Source organism: Paraburkholderia sp. D15, from assembly GCF_029910215.1.
Taxonomy (GTDB): Bacteria; Pseudomonadota; Gammaproteobacteria; order Burkholderiales; family Burkholderiaceae; genus Paraburkholderia.
This window is the reverse complement of sequence record NZ_CP110395.1, coordinates 1,242,335-1,256,967: the sequence shown is the minus strand read 5'-3', so window position 1 is coordinate 1,256,967 and position 14,633 is coordinate 1,242,335. Positions and strand designations below refer to the sequence as shown.

The 14,633-nt window shown below is 65.8% G+C and carries 13 protein-coding genes; 4 read left to right on the top strand and 9 right to left on the bottom strand.

Translation table 11 applies throughout. The annotated features are described in order from the left end of the window. Positions 1-225 precede the first annotated feature (225 nt). Together LFL96_RS05460 and LFL96_RS05455 are read left to right on the top strand one after the other, a co-directional pair. The gene (locus LFL96_RS05460; RefSeq protein ID WP_280998878.1) at positions 226-2,673 is read left to right on the top strand and encodes an ATP-binding protein; all 2,448 of its coding nucleotides are present in this window, start codon (positions 226-228) and stop codon (positions 2,671-2,673) included. 46 nt (positions 2,674-2,719) lie between these two features. Next, a complete protein-coding gene (locus tag LFL96_RS05455) occupies positions 2,720-3,157 on the top strand; it encodes a response regulator (RefSeq protein WP_280998876.1) in 438 nt (145 codons plus the stop codon). Positions 3,158-3,287: 130 nt separating this feature from the next. Here the strand turns inward: LFL96_RS05455 and LFL96_RS05450 are convergent, their stop codons facing one another. The 3 genes from LFL96_RS05450 to LFL96_RS05440 form a co-directional block, all read right to left on the bottom strand. Next, entirely contained in the window at positions 3,288-4,964 is a 1,677-nt protein-coding gene (locus LFL96_RS05450; RefSeq protein ID WP_280998874.1) for an ATP-binding protein, read from the bottom strand. Between the two features lie 20 nt (positions 4,965-4,984). Continuing rightward, the gene (locus LFL96_RS05445; protein ID WP_348638415.1) at positions 4,985-5,662 is read right to left on the bottom strand and encodes a biliverdin-producing heme oxygenase; all 678 of its coding nucleotides are present in this window, start codon (positions 5,660-5,662) and stop codon (positions 4,985-4,987) included. Positions 5,663-5,832: 170 nt separating this feature from the next. Next, positions 5,833-6,642: a mechanosensitive ion channel family protein gene (locus LFL96_RS05440; protein WP_280998872.1), complete on the bottom strand. Its 810-nt coding sequence runs from the start codon at positions 6,640-6,642 to the stop codon at positions 5,833-5,835. Positions 6,643-6,871: 229 nt separating this feature from the next. On the opposite strand from LFL96_RS05440, the gene LFL96_RS05435 reads away from it, so the two are divergent. Beyond that, positions 6,872-7,087, top strand: a complete 216-nt coding sequence (locus tag LFL96_RS05435; RefSeq protein WP_280998870.1) for a DUF2945 domain-containing protein — start codon at positions 6,872-6,874, stop codon at positions 7,085-7,087. A gap of 180 nt (positions 7,088-7,267) precedes the next feature. Here the strand turns inward: LFL96_RS05435 and LFL96_RS05430 are convergent, their stop codons facing one another. Further along, positions 7,268-8,977, bottom strand: a complete 1,710-nt coding sequence (locus LFL96_RS05430; RefSeq protein ID WP_280998868.1) for a GGDEF domain-containing phosphodiesterase — start codon at positions 8,975-8,977, stop codon at positions 7,268-7,270. A 559-nt stretch (positions 8,978-9,536) separates the two neighbouring features. Here LFL96_RS05430 and LFL96_RS05425 point away from each other — a divergent pair. Then, positions 9,537-10,457, top strand: coding sequence for a LysR family transcriptional regulator (locus LFL96_RS05425; RefSeq protein WP_280998866.1), 921 nt, complete (start codon positions 9,537-9,539; stop codon positions 10,455-10,457). 273 nt (positions 10,458-10,730) lie between these two features. On the opposite strand, the gene LFL96_RS05420 is transcribed toward LFL96_RS05425, so the two are convergent. From LFL96_RS05420 to LFL96_RS05400, 5 genes are all read right to left on the bottom strand, one after another. Further along, the gene (locus LFL96_RS05420) at positions 10,731-11,921 is read right to left on the bottom strand and encodes an FAD-dependent oxidoreductase (RefSeq protein WP_280998864.1); all 1,191 of its coding nucleotides are present in this window, start codon (positions 11,919-11,921) and stop codon (positions 10,731-10,733) included. Beyond that, complete coding sequence (locus LFL96_RS05415; RefSeq protein ID WP_115782269.1) at positions 11,918-12,085, bottom strand: rubredoxin; 168 nt, start codon at positions 12,083-12,085, stop codon at positions 11,918-11,920. Before LFL96_RS05415 ends, LFL96_RS05420 begins: the two co-directional genes overlap by 4 nt. 27 nt (positions 12,086-12,112) lie before the next feature. Then, a complete protein-coding gene (locus LFL96_RS05410) occupies positions 12,113-13,195 on the bottom strand; it encodes an aromatic ring-hydroxylating dioxygenase subunit alpha (RefSeq protein ID WP_280998860.1) in 1,083 nt (360 codons plus the stop codon). Positions 13,196-13,409: 214 nt separating this feature from the next. After that, positions 13,410-13,910 (bottom strand): GAF domain-containing protein, encoded by a 501-nt coding sequence (locus LFL96_RS05405; protein WP_280998859.1) that lies wholly within the window; start codon positions 13,908-13,910, stop codon positions 13,410-13,412. Between the two features lie 160 nt (positions 13,911-14,070). Further along, on the bottom strand, positions 14,071-14,496 hold the full coding sequence (locus tag LFL96_RS05400) for a TOBE domain-containing protein (RefSeq protein WP_280998858.1): 426 nt from the start codon (positions 14,494-14,496) through the stop codon (positions 14,071-14,073). Between the last annotated feature and the right edge of the window lie 137 nt (positions 14,497-14,633).

Sequence of the window (14,633 nt, the reverse complement as noted above, 5' to 3'; positions counted from 1 at the left end):
ACGCGTCGCCGCGGCGCTTGCATGGCACTGGTCGCATGCCAACGCAACCGCATACAAACCGCAAGCAACCGGCGCAATCTGCTACGGACTCACTCGGGCAGCAAGCACAGCAGCAAAAAACGTGCTCCGCCGGAACAAGCCGCTGATCTGCATCGATAGCGCAGACCTGCCCCGACAACTCGACCCCGCTATGCGAAAATGCCCTGTACCGTTCGTGGAGCACGCATGGCAGACCTCACATCTTCCGTGTCTTCGAGACTCGAAGACAACTGCGCAAGAGAACCCATCCACATTCCCGGCGGCATTCAGCCGCACGGCTTTCTGTTCAGCATCGACGAAGACGGCAACGTGCTGCAGGTCAGCGCGAACGCCACGGCCCTCATTGCCGACAGCGGCGCCCCCGGCGTGTCCGGCCTCGCGCCCGAGCGTCTGCTCGGCGCGCCGCTCGCCGATGTGCTCGGCGGCGAGTGGGCCGCGCGCATCGTCGAGGCGCTGCGCACGCATCGGGAAGAAGGCATCCCGCTGTACATCGGCTCGATGAGCGATCCACGCGAAGCGCGCGCGGCATCGACGCATGCATCGCAAGCCTCTAATCTTCCACCTCCATCGCAGACGCAGGATTCACCCGCAACGCCCTTCGCGGTGATCGTGCATCGTCACCAGGGCGTCGCGTTCGTCGAACTGGAACCGGCGCGCGGCACGATCGACGTGTTTTCGTCGATGTACCCGCTCGTGCGCACCTTCATCAACCGTCTGCAGGACGCGGAGACCGTCGAAGGTCTCGCGCAGCTCGCCGCCGACGAGGTGCAGCGCATCACCGGTTTCGGCCGCACGATGGTCTACAGCTTCGACGACGCGGGCGCCGGTCACGTGCTGGCCGAACAGGTCGAGCCGGGCTACCGCTCGTATCTCGGGCAACGCTTCCCCGGCTCCGATATTCCGGCCCAGGCGCGCGCGCTCTACGTCCGCAACCGCATCCGCCTCATTGCCGATGCCGACTATGCCGCCGCGCCGCTCGTACCGCCGCGGCATCCGTCGACCGGCAAGCCCACCGACCTCACCTACGCGTCGCTGCGCAGCGTCTCGCCGGTGCACGTGCAGTACATGAAGAACATGGGCACGCTGTCGTCCATGTCGATGTCGATCGTGGTGCGCGGCAAACTGTGGGGGCTGATTTCGTGCCACCACGACAGCGCGCGTGTGCCGCCGTTCGAAGTGCGCACCGCGTGCGAGCACATCGCGCAGGTGCTGTCGTTGCAGATCGAGGCGAAAGAAGACCACGCCGAAGCCGAATACCGGCTCGCGCTGCGCCGCACGCTCGCGCGCCTGCTTGCCGCGATGGCCAACACGGATAGCTTCACCGACGCGCTCGTCGACGACCCGAAAGACCTGCTCGCCCTGACCGCGTCGGACGGCGCGGCGATCGTCTTCGAGGGGCGCATTCTGCGGGTCGGCGTCACGCCGTCCGAGGCTCAGGTCGCGCAACTGGTCGAATGGCTCGACACCCAGGTCGACGACACCTTCGCCACCGACTCGCTCGCTACCGCCTACCCGGCCTTGCCGGCCCATCCCGATCATGCGGGTCTGCTCGCGGTGTCGATCTCGAAGCTGTTCCGCAACTACGTGTTGTGGTTCCGCGAGGAAGTGGTGCAGACTATCGAGTGGGCCGGCGACCCGCGCGAGAAACTCGCGGGCCTCGCCGACTCGCTATCGCCGCGCAAGAGCTTCGACGTGTGGACCGATACCGTGCGCGGGCTGTCCTTGCCGTGGCGTCCGGCTGAACTCGAAATCGCGGTCGAATTCCGCACCGCGCTGCTCGGCATCGTGCTGCGCCGCGCCGAGGAGCTCGCGCAACTGGCGCTCGAACTCGGCCGCGCGAACAAGGAACTCGAAGGCTTCTCGTACACGGTGTCGCACGATCTGCGCGCGCCGTTGCGCCATATCGTCGGTTTCGCCGACCTGCTGCGCGACATGGAAGGCGAGCGCCTGTCGGAGCGCGGCAAGCACTTCGTCGAGCGAATCATTTCGTCGGCGCGTTTCGGCGGCAAGCTGGTCGACGATCTGCTCGCTTTCTCGCAGATGGGCCGCGCCGCGCTGCGTCCGCAATCCGTCGATCTGAACGCGACGATCAGCGCGTTGATCGCCGACGAAACCAAGGAAGCCGCGCCGCGCGCCATCGAATGGCAGGTCGGCAAACTTGGCCACGTGACCGCGGATGCGGTGCTATTGCACGTGGTGCTCCGTAACCTGATCGAGAACGCGGTAAAATTCACCTCCACCCGCGAGCACGCCACGATCGAAATCGGCCGCTATGCCGGCGACGGCGAACTGGCCGGGCAAGAGGTTTTTTTCGTCAAGGACAACGGCGTCGGTTTCGACATGCGCTACGTCGATAAACTGTTCGGCGTATTCCAGCGGCTGCATCGCGTCGAGGAATTTCCCGGCACGGGCATCGGGCTTGCTGGTGTGAAGCGGATCGTCGAGCGGCACGGCGGTAAAGCATGGGCCGTCGGCGAGATGGATCGCGGCGCGGCCATGTATTTTTCACTGCCGCACGTGTTCGTGGCCGACGCGAGCCAGGGGGAAGAATCCGCGGCCGCCGCCGTGGCCCGCCTGACCGCGTTGTCGCCGGGCAAACGCTTTCGCCCCGTGCCGAAAGAGTCGAAAGAGTAGCAAGCGCGGACAGACTCGCAAGATGAATCGAAATGAAGGAAACAGCGTGCTAAGACCGATCCTGCTGGTGGAAGACAATCCGAACGACGTGGAACTCACGTTGATTGCGCTGGAGAAAACGCGCCTGGCCAATCCGGTGGTGTCGTTGCGCGACGGCGATGAAGCGCTGCAGTATCTGCGCCGCCAGGGGCAATGGTCGGATCGCGTGGAAGAAAACCCCGCCGTGATCCTGCTCGACAAGAAGCTGCCGAAGGTCGACGGTCACGAGGTGCTGAAGGCCGTGCGCAGCGACGAGAAGCTCAAGCGCATTCCGGTGGTGATGCTCACCTCGTCGCGCGAGGAAAGCGATCTGCTGCGCAGCTACGACCTCGGCGTGAACGCCTATGTGGTGAAGCCGGTCGCGTTCGACGACTTCATGGCCGCGATCAACGACCTCGGCATGTTCTGGGCGGTGCTGAACGAACCGCCGCCGTATTCCCGCTGACCCCGCCTGAAGCAAACCGCCCCGGCCCATTGTGGACAGAAGCAAGGGCACGCGGCGGGGTGTGTCCCCACGTGAGACGTGCCACCCAGGCACGCTTCACCCCGCGCCGCTTACCCGCAATACGACCCGCCTAGCGATACACCGGCAAGCACAAACGGAACGTCGCACCCTGCCCCGGTCCCGCGCTTTCGGCGACGATCGTGCCGCCATGCAGGTCCGTCAGATTCTTCACCAGCCACAATCCGAGGCCCAGCCCCGCCACCCGCCCGGAGCCTTCCTGACCGAACTGCTGGAAGCGCTCGAAAACCCGTTCCAGCGAAGTCTGATCCAGGCCCACGCCCGTATCCTGAACCGCCAGTTCGACGCGCTCGCCTTCGGCATGCACAGATACAGATAGCGTGACTGTGCCCTGAGGGCTGAACTTCACCGCGTTCGACACCAGATTCCAGATCACCTGCTTCATGCGGCTTTCGTCGGCGAGCACCATCGCGGAGCTCAGATCGTCGGCGATCAGTTGCAGCCCCTTGGCTTCGGCATGCATGCGCAGGTCGTCGGCGACGATGCCGGTCAACGCGCCGAGATCGACCGGTTGCAGATTGACCGACAGCTTGCCCGTGACGATCGCGCCGCTGTCCAGCAGATCGTCGACCATATGCGAAAGCTGACGCGCGTTGCGCTTGATCACGTCGGTGGCGCGCGTGACGTGCGACGGATCGGCCGAGCGTTGCAGCAGATCGGTCCACGACAGGATCGCGGAAAGCGGCGAGCGCAATTCGTGACTGACGGTGGTGACGAAGTGGTCCATCGCCATCGTGAGACGTTCGCTGTGCTCGCGCGCGCGCTTCTCGGAAGCGGCGATTTCCCGCTGCTCCAGTTCCGCCTCCTTGCGCGCGGTGATGTCGAGCGTGAAGCCGATCACCGAGGTCAGCGCGCCGTCCGCCGTATAGCGGCCGACGCCGCGCACGAGAATCCAGCGAGTCGCCCCGCTTCCCCAGCCGACGCGGTAGTCGGCATCGAACTGCTGCTGGTTCGCGAGACCGTGCTCCATCGCTTCGCGCACCCGCACGCGGTCTTCGGGATGCACGATCTCGCCGAGCAGACGCTGCTCGGACAGCGTGGACGATGCACCAAGCCCGAGGTTGATCTTGCACTGATCCGTGCATTCGATCGCGCCCGTCGCCGGGTCGAGTTCCCACGCGCCGACCTGCGAGAACGCGAGCGCGAGCTGAAAACGCTCCTGGTGCTCGCGCAGTTGGGCTTTCGCCTCGTCGGCCAGCAGTTGGCGCAGTTGCGCCTGCGAGCGCAGCTTTGCGCGTTCGCGCTGGTCGCGCTCGTAGTCGGAGATACCCTCGGTGACTTCGCTGACGCGCAGCGCGATATGCGTACCCGCGCCCGGACGCGCGCCTAGCAGGCTCGCCTTGATCTTCCAGTAGCGCGGTACGTCGGCGTGGCTGTCTGCATCCGCGTTCGCATTCGCGTTCGCGTCATCGCCGTGCCGCCGGGGCATCTCGTAGCGAAACAGCGGCGACCATTTCGGTTCGCCCGCGGACAGTCCCTTTAGCGCGCCACTCAACCACGCGCGTCGCGCTTCGCGCTGCTCGGCGGGCCCGAACTGGTTGACGTCGAAGATCGACCGGCCGAGCAGATCGCCGAGCGACTGCCCCAGCAACGCCAGATAGCGCGCGTTGGCAAGCACGATCTCGTGCCGATGGTTGAGGATCAGATACGCGTCGGGCAGCGCTTCGAAAGCGAGCGCCGCATCGAACTGATGCGGCGGTGCGGACGGGTCCACGAGGCGGCTATCCATGGGCAGGTCCCGGGCGCGCATCAGCGGGCATCCGCGCAGGCCGCCATGGCCGCGCAGCGCGCGTGGCTGGCGTGATTGGCATGATCGATCAGACGGTCGAACGCCGCGGCCGCGCCGCGGCAGGCTTCGTCGATCGTTTCCGGCGTGGCGACTTCGGCGGACAGTGCCTGCACGAAGGCCCGCCAGCGCGGACCCAGCGTTTCGCGGCCGGCCGCGAGAAAACCGAGCGGATGCGGCGCGAGACGTTCATGCAGACGCGCGTACAACACCGCGCCGCCCAGTTGCGATCCCTCGATCACGTAGCACACGCCCCAGCGGAAAGCGGCGCTTTGCGGGCCGTGCCAGGGGTGGTCGTCTGCGGGAGCTGGGATGGTGCCTTCGTTCGTGGATGGCGCCGCGGCGGGGTCCGTCAGATCGGCGTCGATCAAGGCCAGCCGATCCAGGCGGGACGGCTGCGTGGCCGCTTGCGGGCCATCGTCGAAATGCTGCAACCACGCTTCGAGCGGCGCGAGCCAGTCGCGCAGAATCGTCAGGTGCGCGAGATAGTCGCGCAGCGCCACGCTGTCCACCGACAGCGGCATGATCGTGTGCAGCAATTCGTGACGCTCCGCCGTAGCGGCGCGCAATGCGCCGAGCACGTTGGGCGCGTCACGCTGAGCCGGCGATGCGCGGCTGACGGATTCCGATGGGTCGATCAAACGAGTCCGGTTCAACATGGTTGAGCAGAAGCAGATTATAAGGGGGGCTCGCGCGCACGCGCGACCCGGGTGTTGCACGGGGTGCCTCGCGGCTGAACGCGGCGGTCTGGCGGTCTGGCGGTCTGGCGGTCAGGCGCCTCGGGCAGTCAGGCAGCCGGCCGTTCCCGCGCTCAGGCCGCCACCGGACAACCCGCCTGTTCGAGCGCGCTCTGCGCATGCTCGTGCAGGTCGCCGCTGGTCAACGACGCATCCGGCGTGCGCACCCATGCGGCGATCCGCAGCGTCGCGCCGCCCGTGTCCGGATACTCGGCCACGGTGATGACCGGCGCCAGCGTCGATCCGCTCAACACGCGCGGCTCGTCCGCGACCAGCTTTTTGAGCTCGCCGATCGCGGCATCGACATCCTTGCGCTGCGCCAGTCCCACTTCCACCTCGATGCGCTGCGTGCCGCCGCTGCTGTAGTTGATCACCGGGTTGCTCCAGATCTGGCTGTTCGGCACGAACACCGCGTTGCCGTCGCCGCGCTCGATGCGCGTGGTGAACAACCCCACCTCGCGCACGATGCCGGCCGCCGCGCCGCTACCCTCGATCACGTCGCCGACGCGAAACGGCCGCAGCATCAACAGCATCATGCCGGCGGCAATATTCTGCAGCGTGCCTTGCAAGGCCAGCCCGATGGCGAGACCGGCGGCGCCGAGCACGGCCAGCACGCTCGCGGTCGCAATCCCGACCTCGCTCAGCGCCGCGATGAACACGAGCACGCGCACGGCCCACGTGCTCATCGCGGCCAGCATCGGCGCGAGCGTGGGATCGGCGTGCGTGCGCGCGAGCGCGCGGGCGAACATGCCGCCGACGCGGTTGGACAGCCACCAGCCGACCACCAGGATCAGTAGGGCGAGGACGATACGAAGCACGTCGTGCGTCATCGTGACGAGCAGCGACGGCTGAAAATGCAGGAGACGGTTCAGGAGATCGTTCATCGTGTCTTCATTCCGTTGCGTAGATTCACCCGACGCAGTGAAGCAGGATGCGTTCCCGCCCTTTACAGAATGGATACCGGACCGAGGCGGAATCACGCTGGAGCGGCATTGACCGGCATTAACCGTCATTAAGCGGCGTGGATCGAATTTACCCGGCCGAGGCGGCACGCGGGTTGCTCGACCGCCAGGAAGCGCGCGGGCAGTCGATCCGGGCCCTTTGGAGACGACCATGAGCCAGACTTTCAAGGTGCATGACCACGTCAGCTGGAACACGCCGCAAGGACTGACCCACGGCAAGGTCGTGCGTGTCATTTCTACCCATACGAGCGTGGACGGCAGAACGGTCGATGCGTCGGCGGACGATCCTCATTACGAGGTCGAAAGCGATAAGAGCGGCAAGCACGCGGTGCATCGTGGGGATGCGTTGCAACGGTATAAGGAATGACGCGGTGCGCTGATATTCGACGCGCGCCAACCATGATCGATACGGATCGCTAACCATATCGACGCGCATGATTTATCGAAAACGGTTATCGAAAACGCGACGTAGACCGAAGGCCGTCAACCTTGGACCGATGGCGAGCGAACCTCCAACCTCGCCCCGCCCCGCGCCACCACACTTCGATCAACTCGCCCCGAGCGGCTTCAACAGATTCCGCAGCGCCGCCACCGTGATGGGCCGCGAAAACCAGAACCCCTGCGCTTCGTCGCAACCCAGCGCTTCGAGCTGCGCGGCCTGCTCCGCCGTCTCCACCCCTTCCGCCGTGACGCGCAGCTTGAGCGCATGCGCCATCGCGATGATCGCGCCGACCAGCGCCGCGCACTGCGGATCGGTGCTCATCCGCATCACGAACGAGCGGTCGATCTTGAGCCGGTTCATCGGAAAACGCGTCAGATACGCGAGACTCGAATAGCCGGTGCCGAAGTCGTCGAGCGCGACCTCCACGCCGAGCTCACGCAGCGCGTGCAAGGTGTGCAGGGCCTGCTCGGTGTCGCCGAGCAGCACGCCCTCGGTGATTTCCACTTCGAGGTAGGACGGATCGAGCGCGGCGTCTTCCAGCGCGTCGCGAATCGTTTCGAACAGGTTGTGCCGCTGGAACTGCTGCGGCGACACGTTGACCGCGATCCGCGGCAGATTGCCGGTGAGCCGCAGCAGTTTGCCCGCATCGCGGCACGCGGTGCGGATCACCCATTCGCCGATCCGCTCGATCAACCCCGCCTCCTCGGCGACCGGCACGAACTCGACCGGACTGATCGGACCGCGCAACGGATGGTGCCAGCGCAGCAACGCCTCCACCTGGGCGATATGGCCGTTCGCCAGCGTGACCTGCGGTTGATACACGAGATGCAACTGTTGATGATCGAGCGCTTCGCGCAGCATCCGCTCCAGTTCGAAACGGCGCGATGCCTGGCCTTCGAGCGCGGTGGAAAAGCGCCGCACCGCATTGCCGTGCACGGCCGACGCCGCCGACAGCGCGACCCCCGCGCGCCGCATCAACGTCGGCGCGTCGGCGCCGTCGGCGGGATAGGCGACGATGCCGAGGCTCGCGGTGATGTTCAGCGTGGTGCCGCCGCAGTCGATCGCCTCGGCGATGCGGCCGAGCGCTTCGGTCGCGAAGGCTTCGGCGGCCGCGCCGCTCTCGTTGATCAGCAACGCGAACTGCGTGCCGCCGACCGACGCGATCGTGCCGTCGTTCGGAAAGAGACTACGCAGCCGCTCGCCGACGATCTGCAGCACCAGTTCCGCGGCGTGCAGTCCGAGCGCATCGCGCAGTTTGCGCAGATGGTCGAGCTCGGCGATCACGACGCTGAAGCCGCCGCCGCTGCGCTCGCAACGCGCGATCGTCATTTCGAGACGTTCGGTGAACAGCGTCTGGTTCGGCAGGCGGGTCACGCCGTCGTGATGCGCGACGTACCAGAGCCGCGCTTCGGACTGCGCGTAGCGCGTCATGTCGATCGCGATGCCGACGTAGCGAGCCGGCTCGCCGACCAGCGCGTCGACGTACGCGGGTTCGGTGACGAGCGGCGCCAGCGCGAGCACCACGCGAACCGGCGTGCCGTTGCGGCGCACCCAGGTCCACTCGCCTTCGTAGCGCTCGCCGATCGCGGCGAGCGGCGGCAGTTCGGCACGGCGCTTCGCGAGTTCGGACGGATCGAGTAGCGCTTCGAAGCTGCGCACGCCGAGCAATTCGGCGGCGGTGAATCCGGTCAGCTTTTCGAAAGCGGCGTTGACGGCGTCGAAGCGGCCGTCGGCGGTGCAGAGAAACATGCCGTACGGCGCCGACGCCAACGCGGCGTCGCGCGTGCGCGCATCGGCATGGAGGTGGTATTGCATCGCGCCGGCCTTTGAATGTCCCATGAAGTCGAACGATCGAGCGTGGTCATCGAGCGTGGGACGCGAACGGTCGGACTTTCGCGTGTTTCGCTTCGACATGCGGCGCCGGCGCGGCCTGTGAAGCGGCCTGTTCCAGCGGCTAACCGTGCGTATGATAACGGCTTTCGCGGCGCGCTTTGCCGCGCGGGACGCGCAAACGTCACGCCAATCGTTTCCCTCGGTGTAATCCCCAACACGGATCGTTCGATCCGTCGCCAGCCGGCGCCGCGAAATTTCAGCGGCCCGTCTTTCGACCGTCCACGGTTCGACGAAGACCGTCGTTCGCCGCGCGGTGTTCGCGCACGCCATACCACTTCGACTATTACCGCCATATTCCGCGCGTCATAGATCAATACGCGCGGACGTTTGGCGTTTTCGCGCAGGGTGTGGCCCGATTGACGCCCGTTATATCCGTCGATATATTTCGATTGCATATCCCCCGCTACAGAGCGCCGCTTCGCCGGCGCCGCCGCGCCGAAACAATCCGCGCGCCATCGCACGCCATAGAGCCTCGCATTTCATGTCCAAGGAAGTCATCGACTCGCACCTGCTCAAGGTGTTGCACACGCTCCTGACGGAGTCGAGCGTGTCGCGCACCGCGACTTTGCTCGGACAGTCGCAGCCCACCGTCAGCGTGGCGCTGCGCAAACTGCGCGACATGACGGGCGATCCGCTGCTGGTCCGCAGCGGCAGCAGGATGGTGCCGACGCCGCACGCGCTGACCTTGATCGAACCCGCCGCGCAGGCGTTGAGCAGCATCGCGGCGATCCTGCATCCCACCACGTCGTTCAATCCGGCCAACACCAGTCAGACGTTCCGGATTGGCTCGCCCGATTATCTCGACGCGTTCTTCGTGCCGGCGGTGGTCGATGCGTTCCATCGCGAGGCGCCGCACGCGAAGCTCGAATTCCGGCATCTGATGATGGTGGACGGCGGCTACGAGCACGGCCTCGAAAGCGGCTTTCTCGATCTGGTGATCGGCAACTGGCGCACGCCGCCCGAACATCTGCATCTGCAACCGCTGTGCAAGGACGAACTGGTCTGCCTGCTGCGCAACGGTCACCCGATCAAACCGGGGCGACTCAGCAAGGCGGTCTACGAGGAGGCCGAGCATCTGGCGGTCACCACGTACAACACGACCGCATGGGGCACCGTCGATATCGAACTCGCGCGCAACGGTCTGTCGCGCACGGTCACGACGACGCTGCCCTACTTCGGCATGGCGCCCTACGTGCTGGCCCGCTCGAACCTGCTGTTCACCACCACGCGCGCGCTGGCCACGCATTACACGAAGCTGCTGCCGCTGCGCATCGAACCGGTGCCGGGCGAAACGCGCGCGCTGACGTATTACCAGTTGTGGCACGACCGCACGCATCGCAGCATCGCGGCGATCTGGCTGCGCAGGCTGATCGCCAACGTCGCGAAAGATCTGGCGCCCTGAGCGGTTTTTAAACAGCAGTTTTCTCAAAGCGGCTTTCACATGCCGCTACTCCGCGTCGCTACAACGCGCCGTTACTACGCACCGCTCCTGCGCCACGCCACACGCACCGCCCCCCGCCAAAAAAAACGCCGCAAGCAACGCTTGCGGCGCGAACGAGATCATCGGATGCAGGCCAGGTGACAGGCCCTGTCAAACATCAGGCGACCACGAAGTCAGGTCGGTCAGAAGGAAGATTGTTATGGCGTGCCCATCAGATCAGGACGATGCGGGCACCTACGACGCGACGGGCGCCGGCGTGGCCATCGCCTTGATCAGCGCGGCCTTGCCTTCGACCGCCTTGCCGACCAGCGCGAAGCCCAGCGTACGTTCACCGTCGGCATGCGTGCACACCGCGCGCACCGCATGCGCGGCGGCATCGTCGCCGGTGTCGATCGACCACGCGCCCTCGCCTTCGGGCGTCACGACGACCGCGGGACTCGCGGGCGTCTTCACCGTGACCGGCATCACCGGGAACGCGACACGCGTCGGCTCGCCGGCCAAAGTGCGCGCCAGCGCGCGCGCCGCATGCATGATCGGCAGCACGTACGGCTGCACCTTGCCGTCGATCGCCGCGCAATCGCCGAGCGCGTAGATATCGGGCGCGCTGGTGCGGCACCATGCGTCGGTGCGGATACCCTGGTCGATCTCCAGACCGGCGGCCGCGGCCAGCGCCGTGCGCGGCGCGAGTCCGATCGCCGACACCACGAGGTCGGCGTCGATCCGCTCGCCGTCGGCGAAGCTCAGGCGATAACCGTCCGCGAGACGATCGATGCGGCTCACGCTACGCCCCGGATGGAAACGGATACCGCCGTTTTCCAGCGCCTGCGCGAAGATCTCGCCGACCTGCCGCGGCAGCAGACGCGCCAGCGGCGTGGTCGCCGGATCGATCAGATCGACGGCGTAACCGGCCGCCGCGAGATCGTTGGCGAACTCGCAGCCGATCAAGCCCGCGCCGAGAATCGCCACCGACCGGCAGCGCGTGAGCGCCAGCCGGAAACGCGCGTAATCGTCGAGGTCGTTGATCGACAGCACGTCGTCCGCGCCATCGCCGCCGACCAGCAGACGGCGCGGGTCCGCGCCGGTCGCCAGCACCAGCCGGCTGTAGCCGAGCAACGCGTTATCCACGACCAGCGTGTGCTCCTCCGGCACGATGCGCTCGACGTTCTGATGCACGCGAATCCACGCGCCCAGTTGCGAGGCCATCGCCATCGCGTCGAAACTCGCGAGCGCCTGCGGCTCCTTCTTCATCGCCAGCGCGTTGGAGAGCATCGGCTTCGAATAGAAGCTGCCGTCGTCGCGACTGATCATCACGATCGGCACGGCGCTGTCGAGCTTGCGCAACTCGCGCGCCACGGTGTAACCCGCCATGCCGGTGCCGACGATCACCACCGGCGCGACGTCCTTGTCCTGCTGCGCGGCGCTCATGCGACCACCTGCATCTCGAAGTCATGCTTGCCGGTCGCGCAGTCCGGACACAGCCAGTCGTCCGGCACGTCTTCCCAGCGCGTGCCGGGCGCGATGCCCGCCTCGGGCAAACCGAGCGCTTCGTCATAGCGAAAGCCGCAGATCACGCATTCCCATACTTTCATGGCATCTCTCCCGAATCGCGGCGCGCGTTAGCGCACATAAGCCTGGCCGAGACCGATCTCGGCCAGCGCGCGACGATAGGCGCCCGACGAGCGGTCGGCCAGGATCGGCGCTTCGGCCGTGCGGTCGATCGGCAGATCTTCCGGACGCTGTTGCTCGACGATCGCGCGGTCTTCCTCGAACACCTGGCGGTTGAATGCGTAGACGTCCTCGAGCGGCAGATCCTTGTCGAAATTACGCACGATCGGCACGAACAGACGCGTCTTGCGCGCCGAGATCGGGCTCGCGGCGTTCAGGATCGAGAGGCGCCCGTTCTCGGGGAAATGCACGGTCAGACGCGCGAAGAACGGCACGTCCACTTCGAAAATACGGCGCCACAGGAAGCCGTCGGGCGCGCGGTGCTGCATCGACTTCGGGAAGTTGCTGACGTTGCTCACGTACTCTGCCTGCATGCCGCGCTCGCGTCGTTCGACCGAGTACTGCGGCACCACCGGGTTCTGCCGGTCGGCGAAGCTGTCGTGGTGAATCCACGCGAAATGCGCGACGTCGATGAAGCCTTCGGTCTGACGTCCGGCCGATGCATTGATGTCGATCGACGGCGGCAGGATCTGCTGGAAGTCCGCGTCGTTCCAGAACGGGAACGAGGGCAACGCCTCGTGGCCGCCGCCGAGCGACACCCACACCAGCCCATAGGCTTCCTGCGTCGCGTACGTGACGAGTTGCAGGCGCTCGGGGATCGGGCCGTCGCCTTGCGACGGAATGTGCTTGCACTTGCCGTCGTTGCCGTAGGCGAGACCGTGATACGGACACACGATGTTGCCGTTATCGACCCACCCCTGGCTCAACGGCGCGCCGCGGTGCGGGCAGATGTCGCGCGCGCTCACCAGCTGGCCGTTCGAGCGGAATACGACGAGCGGCTCGTCGAGCAGGGTCGCGCTGATGGGCTTGTCGGTGACGTCGGCGGCGAAGGCGACCGGATGCCAGTAGCGGGCGAGGATTTCCCAGTCGTGGGCGTCGAACGTGCAATTGCGGGGCAATGCGGGGGAGCGCTGGAAGGTCAGCGGCTGGGTGTTGCCGGAAGAAACGGCGGGGGTAGCGATGGCGGAACTCATGCGTGTCTCCAAAACCTGGTGGGGGTTCGTCGCGCTCATCGTCGTGGCCCCGCAAGCGTTATGGGCGGGACATCGTGAGCGCGTGGAGAGAACGATAGCGGGATGAGGTCCGCCGACCCATCCCCTGAAGTGCATCTAGTCTATGTACAAATGTGCATAGGGTGCCGTGAGAATCCGCTTGTATGCCGGATTATGTGCCAACTGAAACGCCGGTTTACACGCCGCGCGGCAAGGCCGTTTCGATGAACACCGCGCACAGCGCTTCCATGCCCTTCGCGTCTTCTTCGTCGAAGCGCGCGACCACCGGGCTGTCCACGTCCCACACGCCGATCAGCGTGCCGTCCGGCGCGACGAGCGGCACGACGATTTCCGAGTTCGATGCCGAATCGCATGCGATATGACCGGGGAATTCGTGCACGTCGCGCACCACCTGCGTCTGGCGCGTTTGCGCGGCCGTGCCGCAGACGCCCTTGCCGAGCGGAATGCGCACGCAGGCGGGCTTGCCCTGGAACGGCCCGACCACCAGCTCCTTGCCGTCGTGGAAATAGAAGCCGGCCCAGTTCAGATCGCTCAGCGAATGGAACACGAAGGCGGAGAAATTCGCGGCATTGGCGATCCAGTCGGTTTCGCCAGCGAGGAGCGAGCGCGCCTGCGCGACGAGTTCTTCGTAGTGCGCGGCCTTGGGCAGAGTTGAGGCGGAGGAAACGTCGAACATGGCGGTGCCCGTGACGAACACGGAATGAGGAACGAGGCTCTGCAGTTTAATGCAAGCGGCCGGTTCCTTCAGCGCAACGCGGGAGAGGAGGAAGACGGAAGAGACAAAAAACGAGGGGGACGCGCGCGGCACGTCCCCCTTTTTACGCCGGAACGCGCGCTTACTGATCGACGCCGACGATCACGCTCGATGCCTTGAAGATCGCCGTTGCCGCCTTGCCGCTCGCGAGCGCGAGACGATCGACGCTGTCGTTGGTGATGATCGCCGCGATCTGCGCGCTGCCTGCGCTGATCGTCACTTCCGAGTTGACCGCGCCCTTCGTGACGGCCGACACCGTGCCGGCGATGCAGTTACGCGCCGACACCTGGTTCTTCGCGACATCGACCATCACGATCACCGACGATGCCTTGACCAGCGCGAACGCCTTCTTGCCGGCGGCGAGGCCGAGCTTTTCGGCGCTGCCATGCGTGATGATCGCGACGATCTCCAGACCGTCCTGGGTGCGCAGCGTGACTTCGTCGTTCACGGCGCCGTGTTTGACTTCGCTGACTTCGCCGGTGAATTGATTGCGTGCGCTGGTTTGCATGTCGTTCTCCTGATGGGTGATACGTGACGGGATAGCCGTGGTGCCGAAAGCCTCAAGGCACGGCCTGAAACGACATGAAAACACGAAAGCGTTGTGTATGGATTTGCACAACGGCGTGTGCTCACAACACCTTGCAG

Excerpts from the sequence above, each read along its gene's own strand:
- LFL96_RS05460 (WP_280998878.1), top strand. The coding sequence starts at position 226 with ATGGCAGACCTCACATCTTCCGTGTCTTCGAGACTCGAAGACAACTGC.
- LFL96_RS05450 (WP_280998874.1), bottom strand. The coding sequence starts at position 4,964 with ATGGATAGCCGCCTCGTGGACCCGTCCGCACCGCCGCATCAGTTCGAT.
- LFL96_RS05440 (WP_280998872.1), bottom strand. The coding sequence starts at position 6,642 with ATGAACGATCTCCTGAACCGTCTCCTGCATTTTCAGCCGTCGCTGCTC.
- LFL96_RS05435 (WP_280998870.1), top strand. The coding sequence starts at position 6,872 with ATGAGCCAGACTTTCAAGGTGCATGACCACGTCAGCTGGAACACGCCG.
- LFL96_RS05430 (WP_280998868.1), bottom strand. The coding sequence starts at position 8,977 with ATGCAATACCACCTCCATGCCGATGCGCGCACGCGCGACGCCGCGTTG.
- LFL96_RS05425 (WP_280998866.1), top strand. The coding sequence starts at position 9,537 with ATGTCCAAGGAAGTCATCGACTCGCACCTGCTCAAGGTGTTGCACACG.
- LFL96_RS05420 (WP_280998864.1), bottom strand. The coding sequence starts at position 11,921 with ATGAGCGCCGCGCAGCAGGACAAGGACGTCGCGCCGGTGGTGATCGTC.
- LFL96_RS05415 (WP_115782269.1), bottom strand. The coding sequence starts at position 12,085 with ATGAAAGTATGGGAATGCGTGATCTGCGGCTTTCGCTATGACGAAGCG.
- LFL96_RS05410 (WP_280998860.1), bottom strand. The coding sequence starts at position 13,195 with ATGAGTTCCGCCATCGCTACCCCCGCCGTTTCTTCCGGCAACACCCAG.
- LFL96_RS05405 (WP_280998859.1), bottom strand. The coding sequence starts at position 13,910 with ATGTTCGACGTTTCCTCCGCCTCAACTCTGCCCAAGGCCGCGCACTAC.
- LFL96_RS05400 (WP_280998858.1), bottom strand. The coding sequence starts at position 14,496 with ATGCAAACCAGCGCACGCAATCAATTCACCGGCGAAGTCAGCGAAGTC.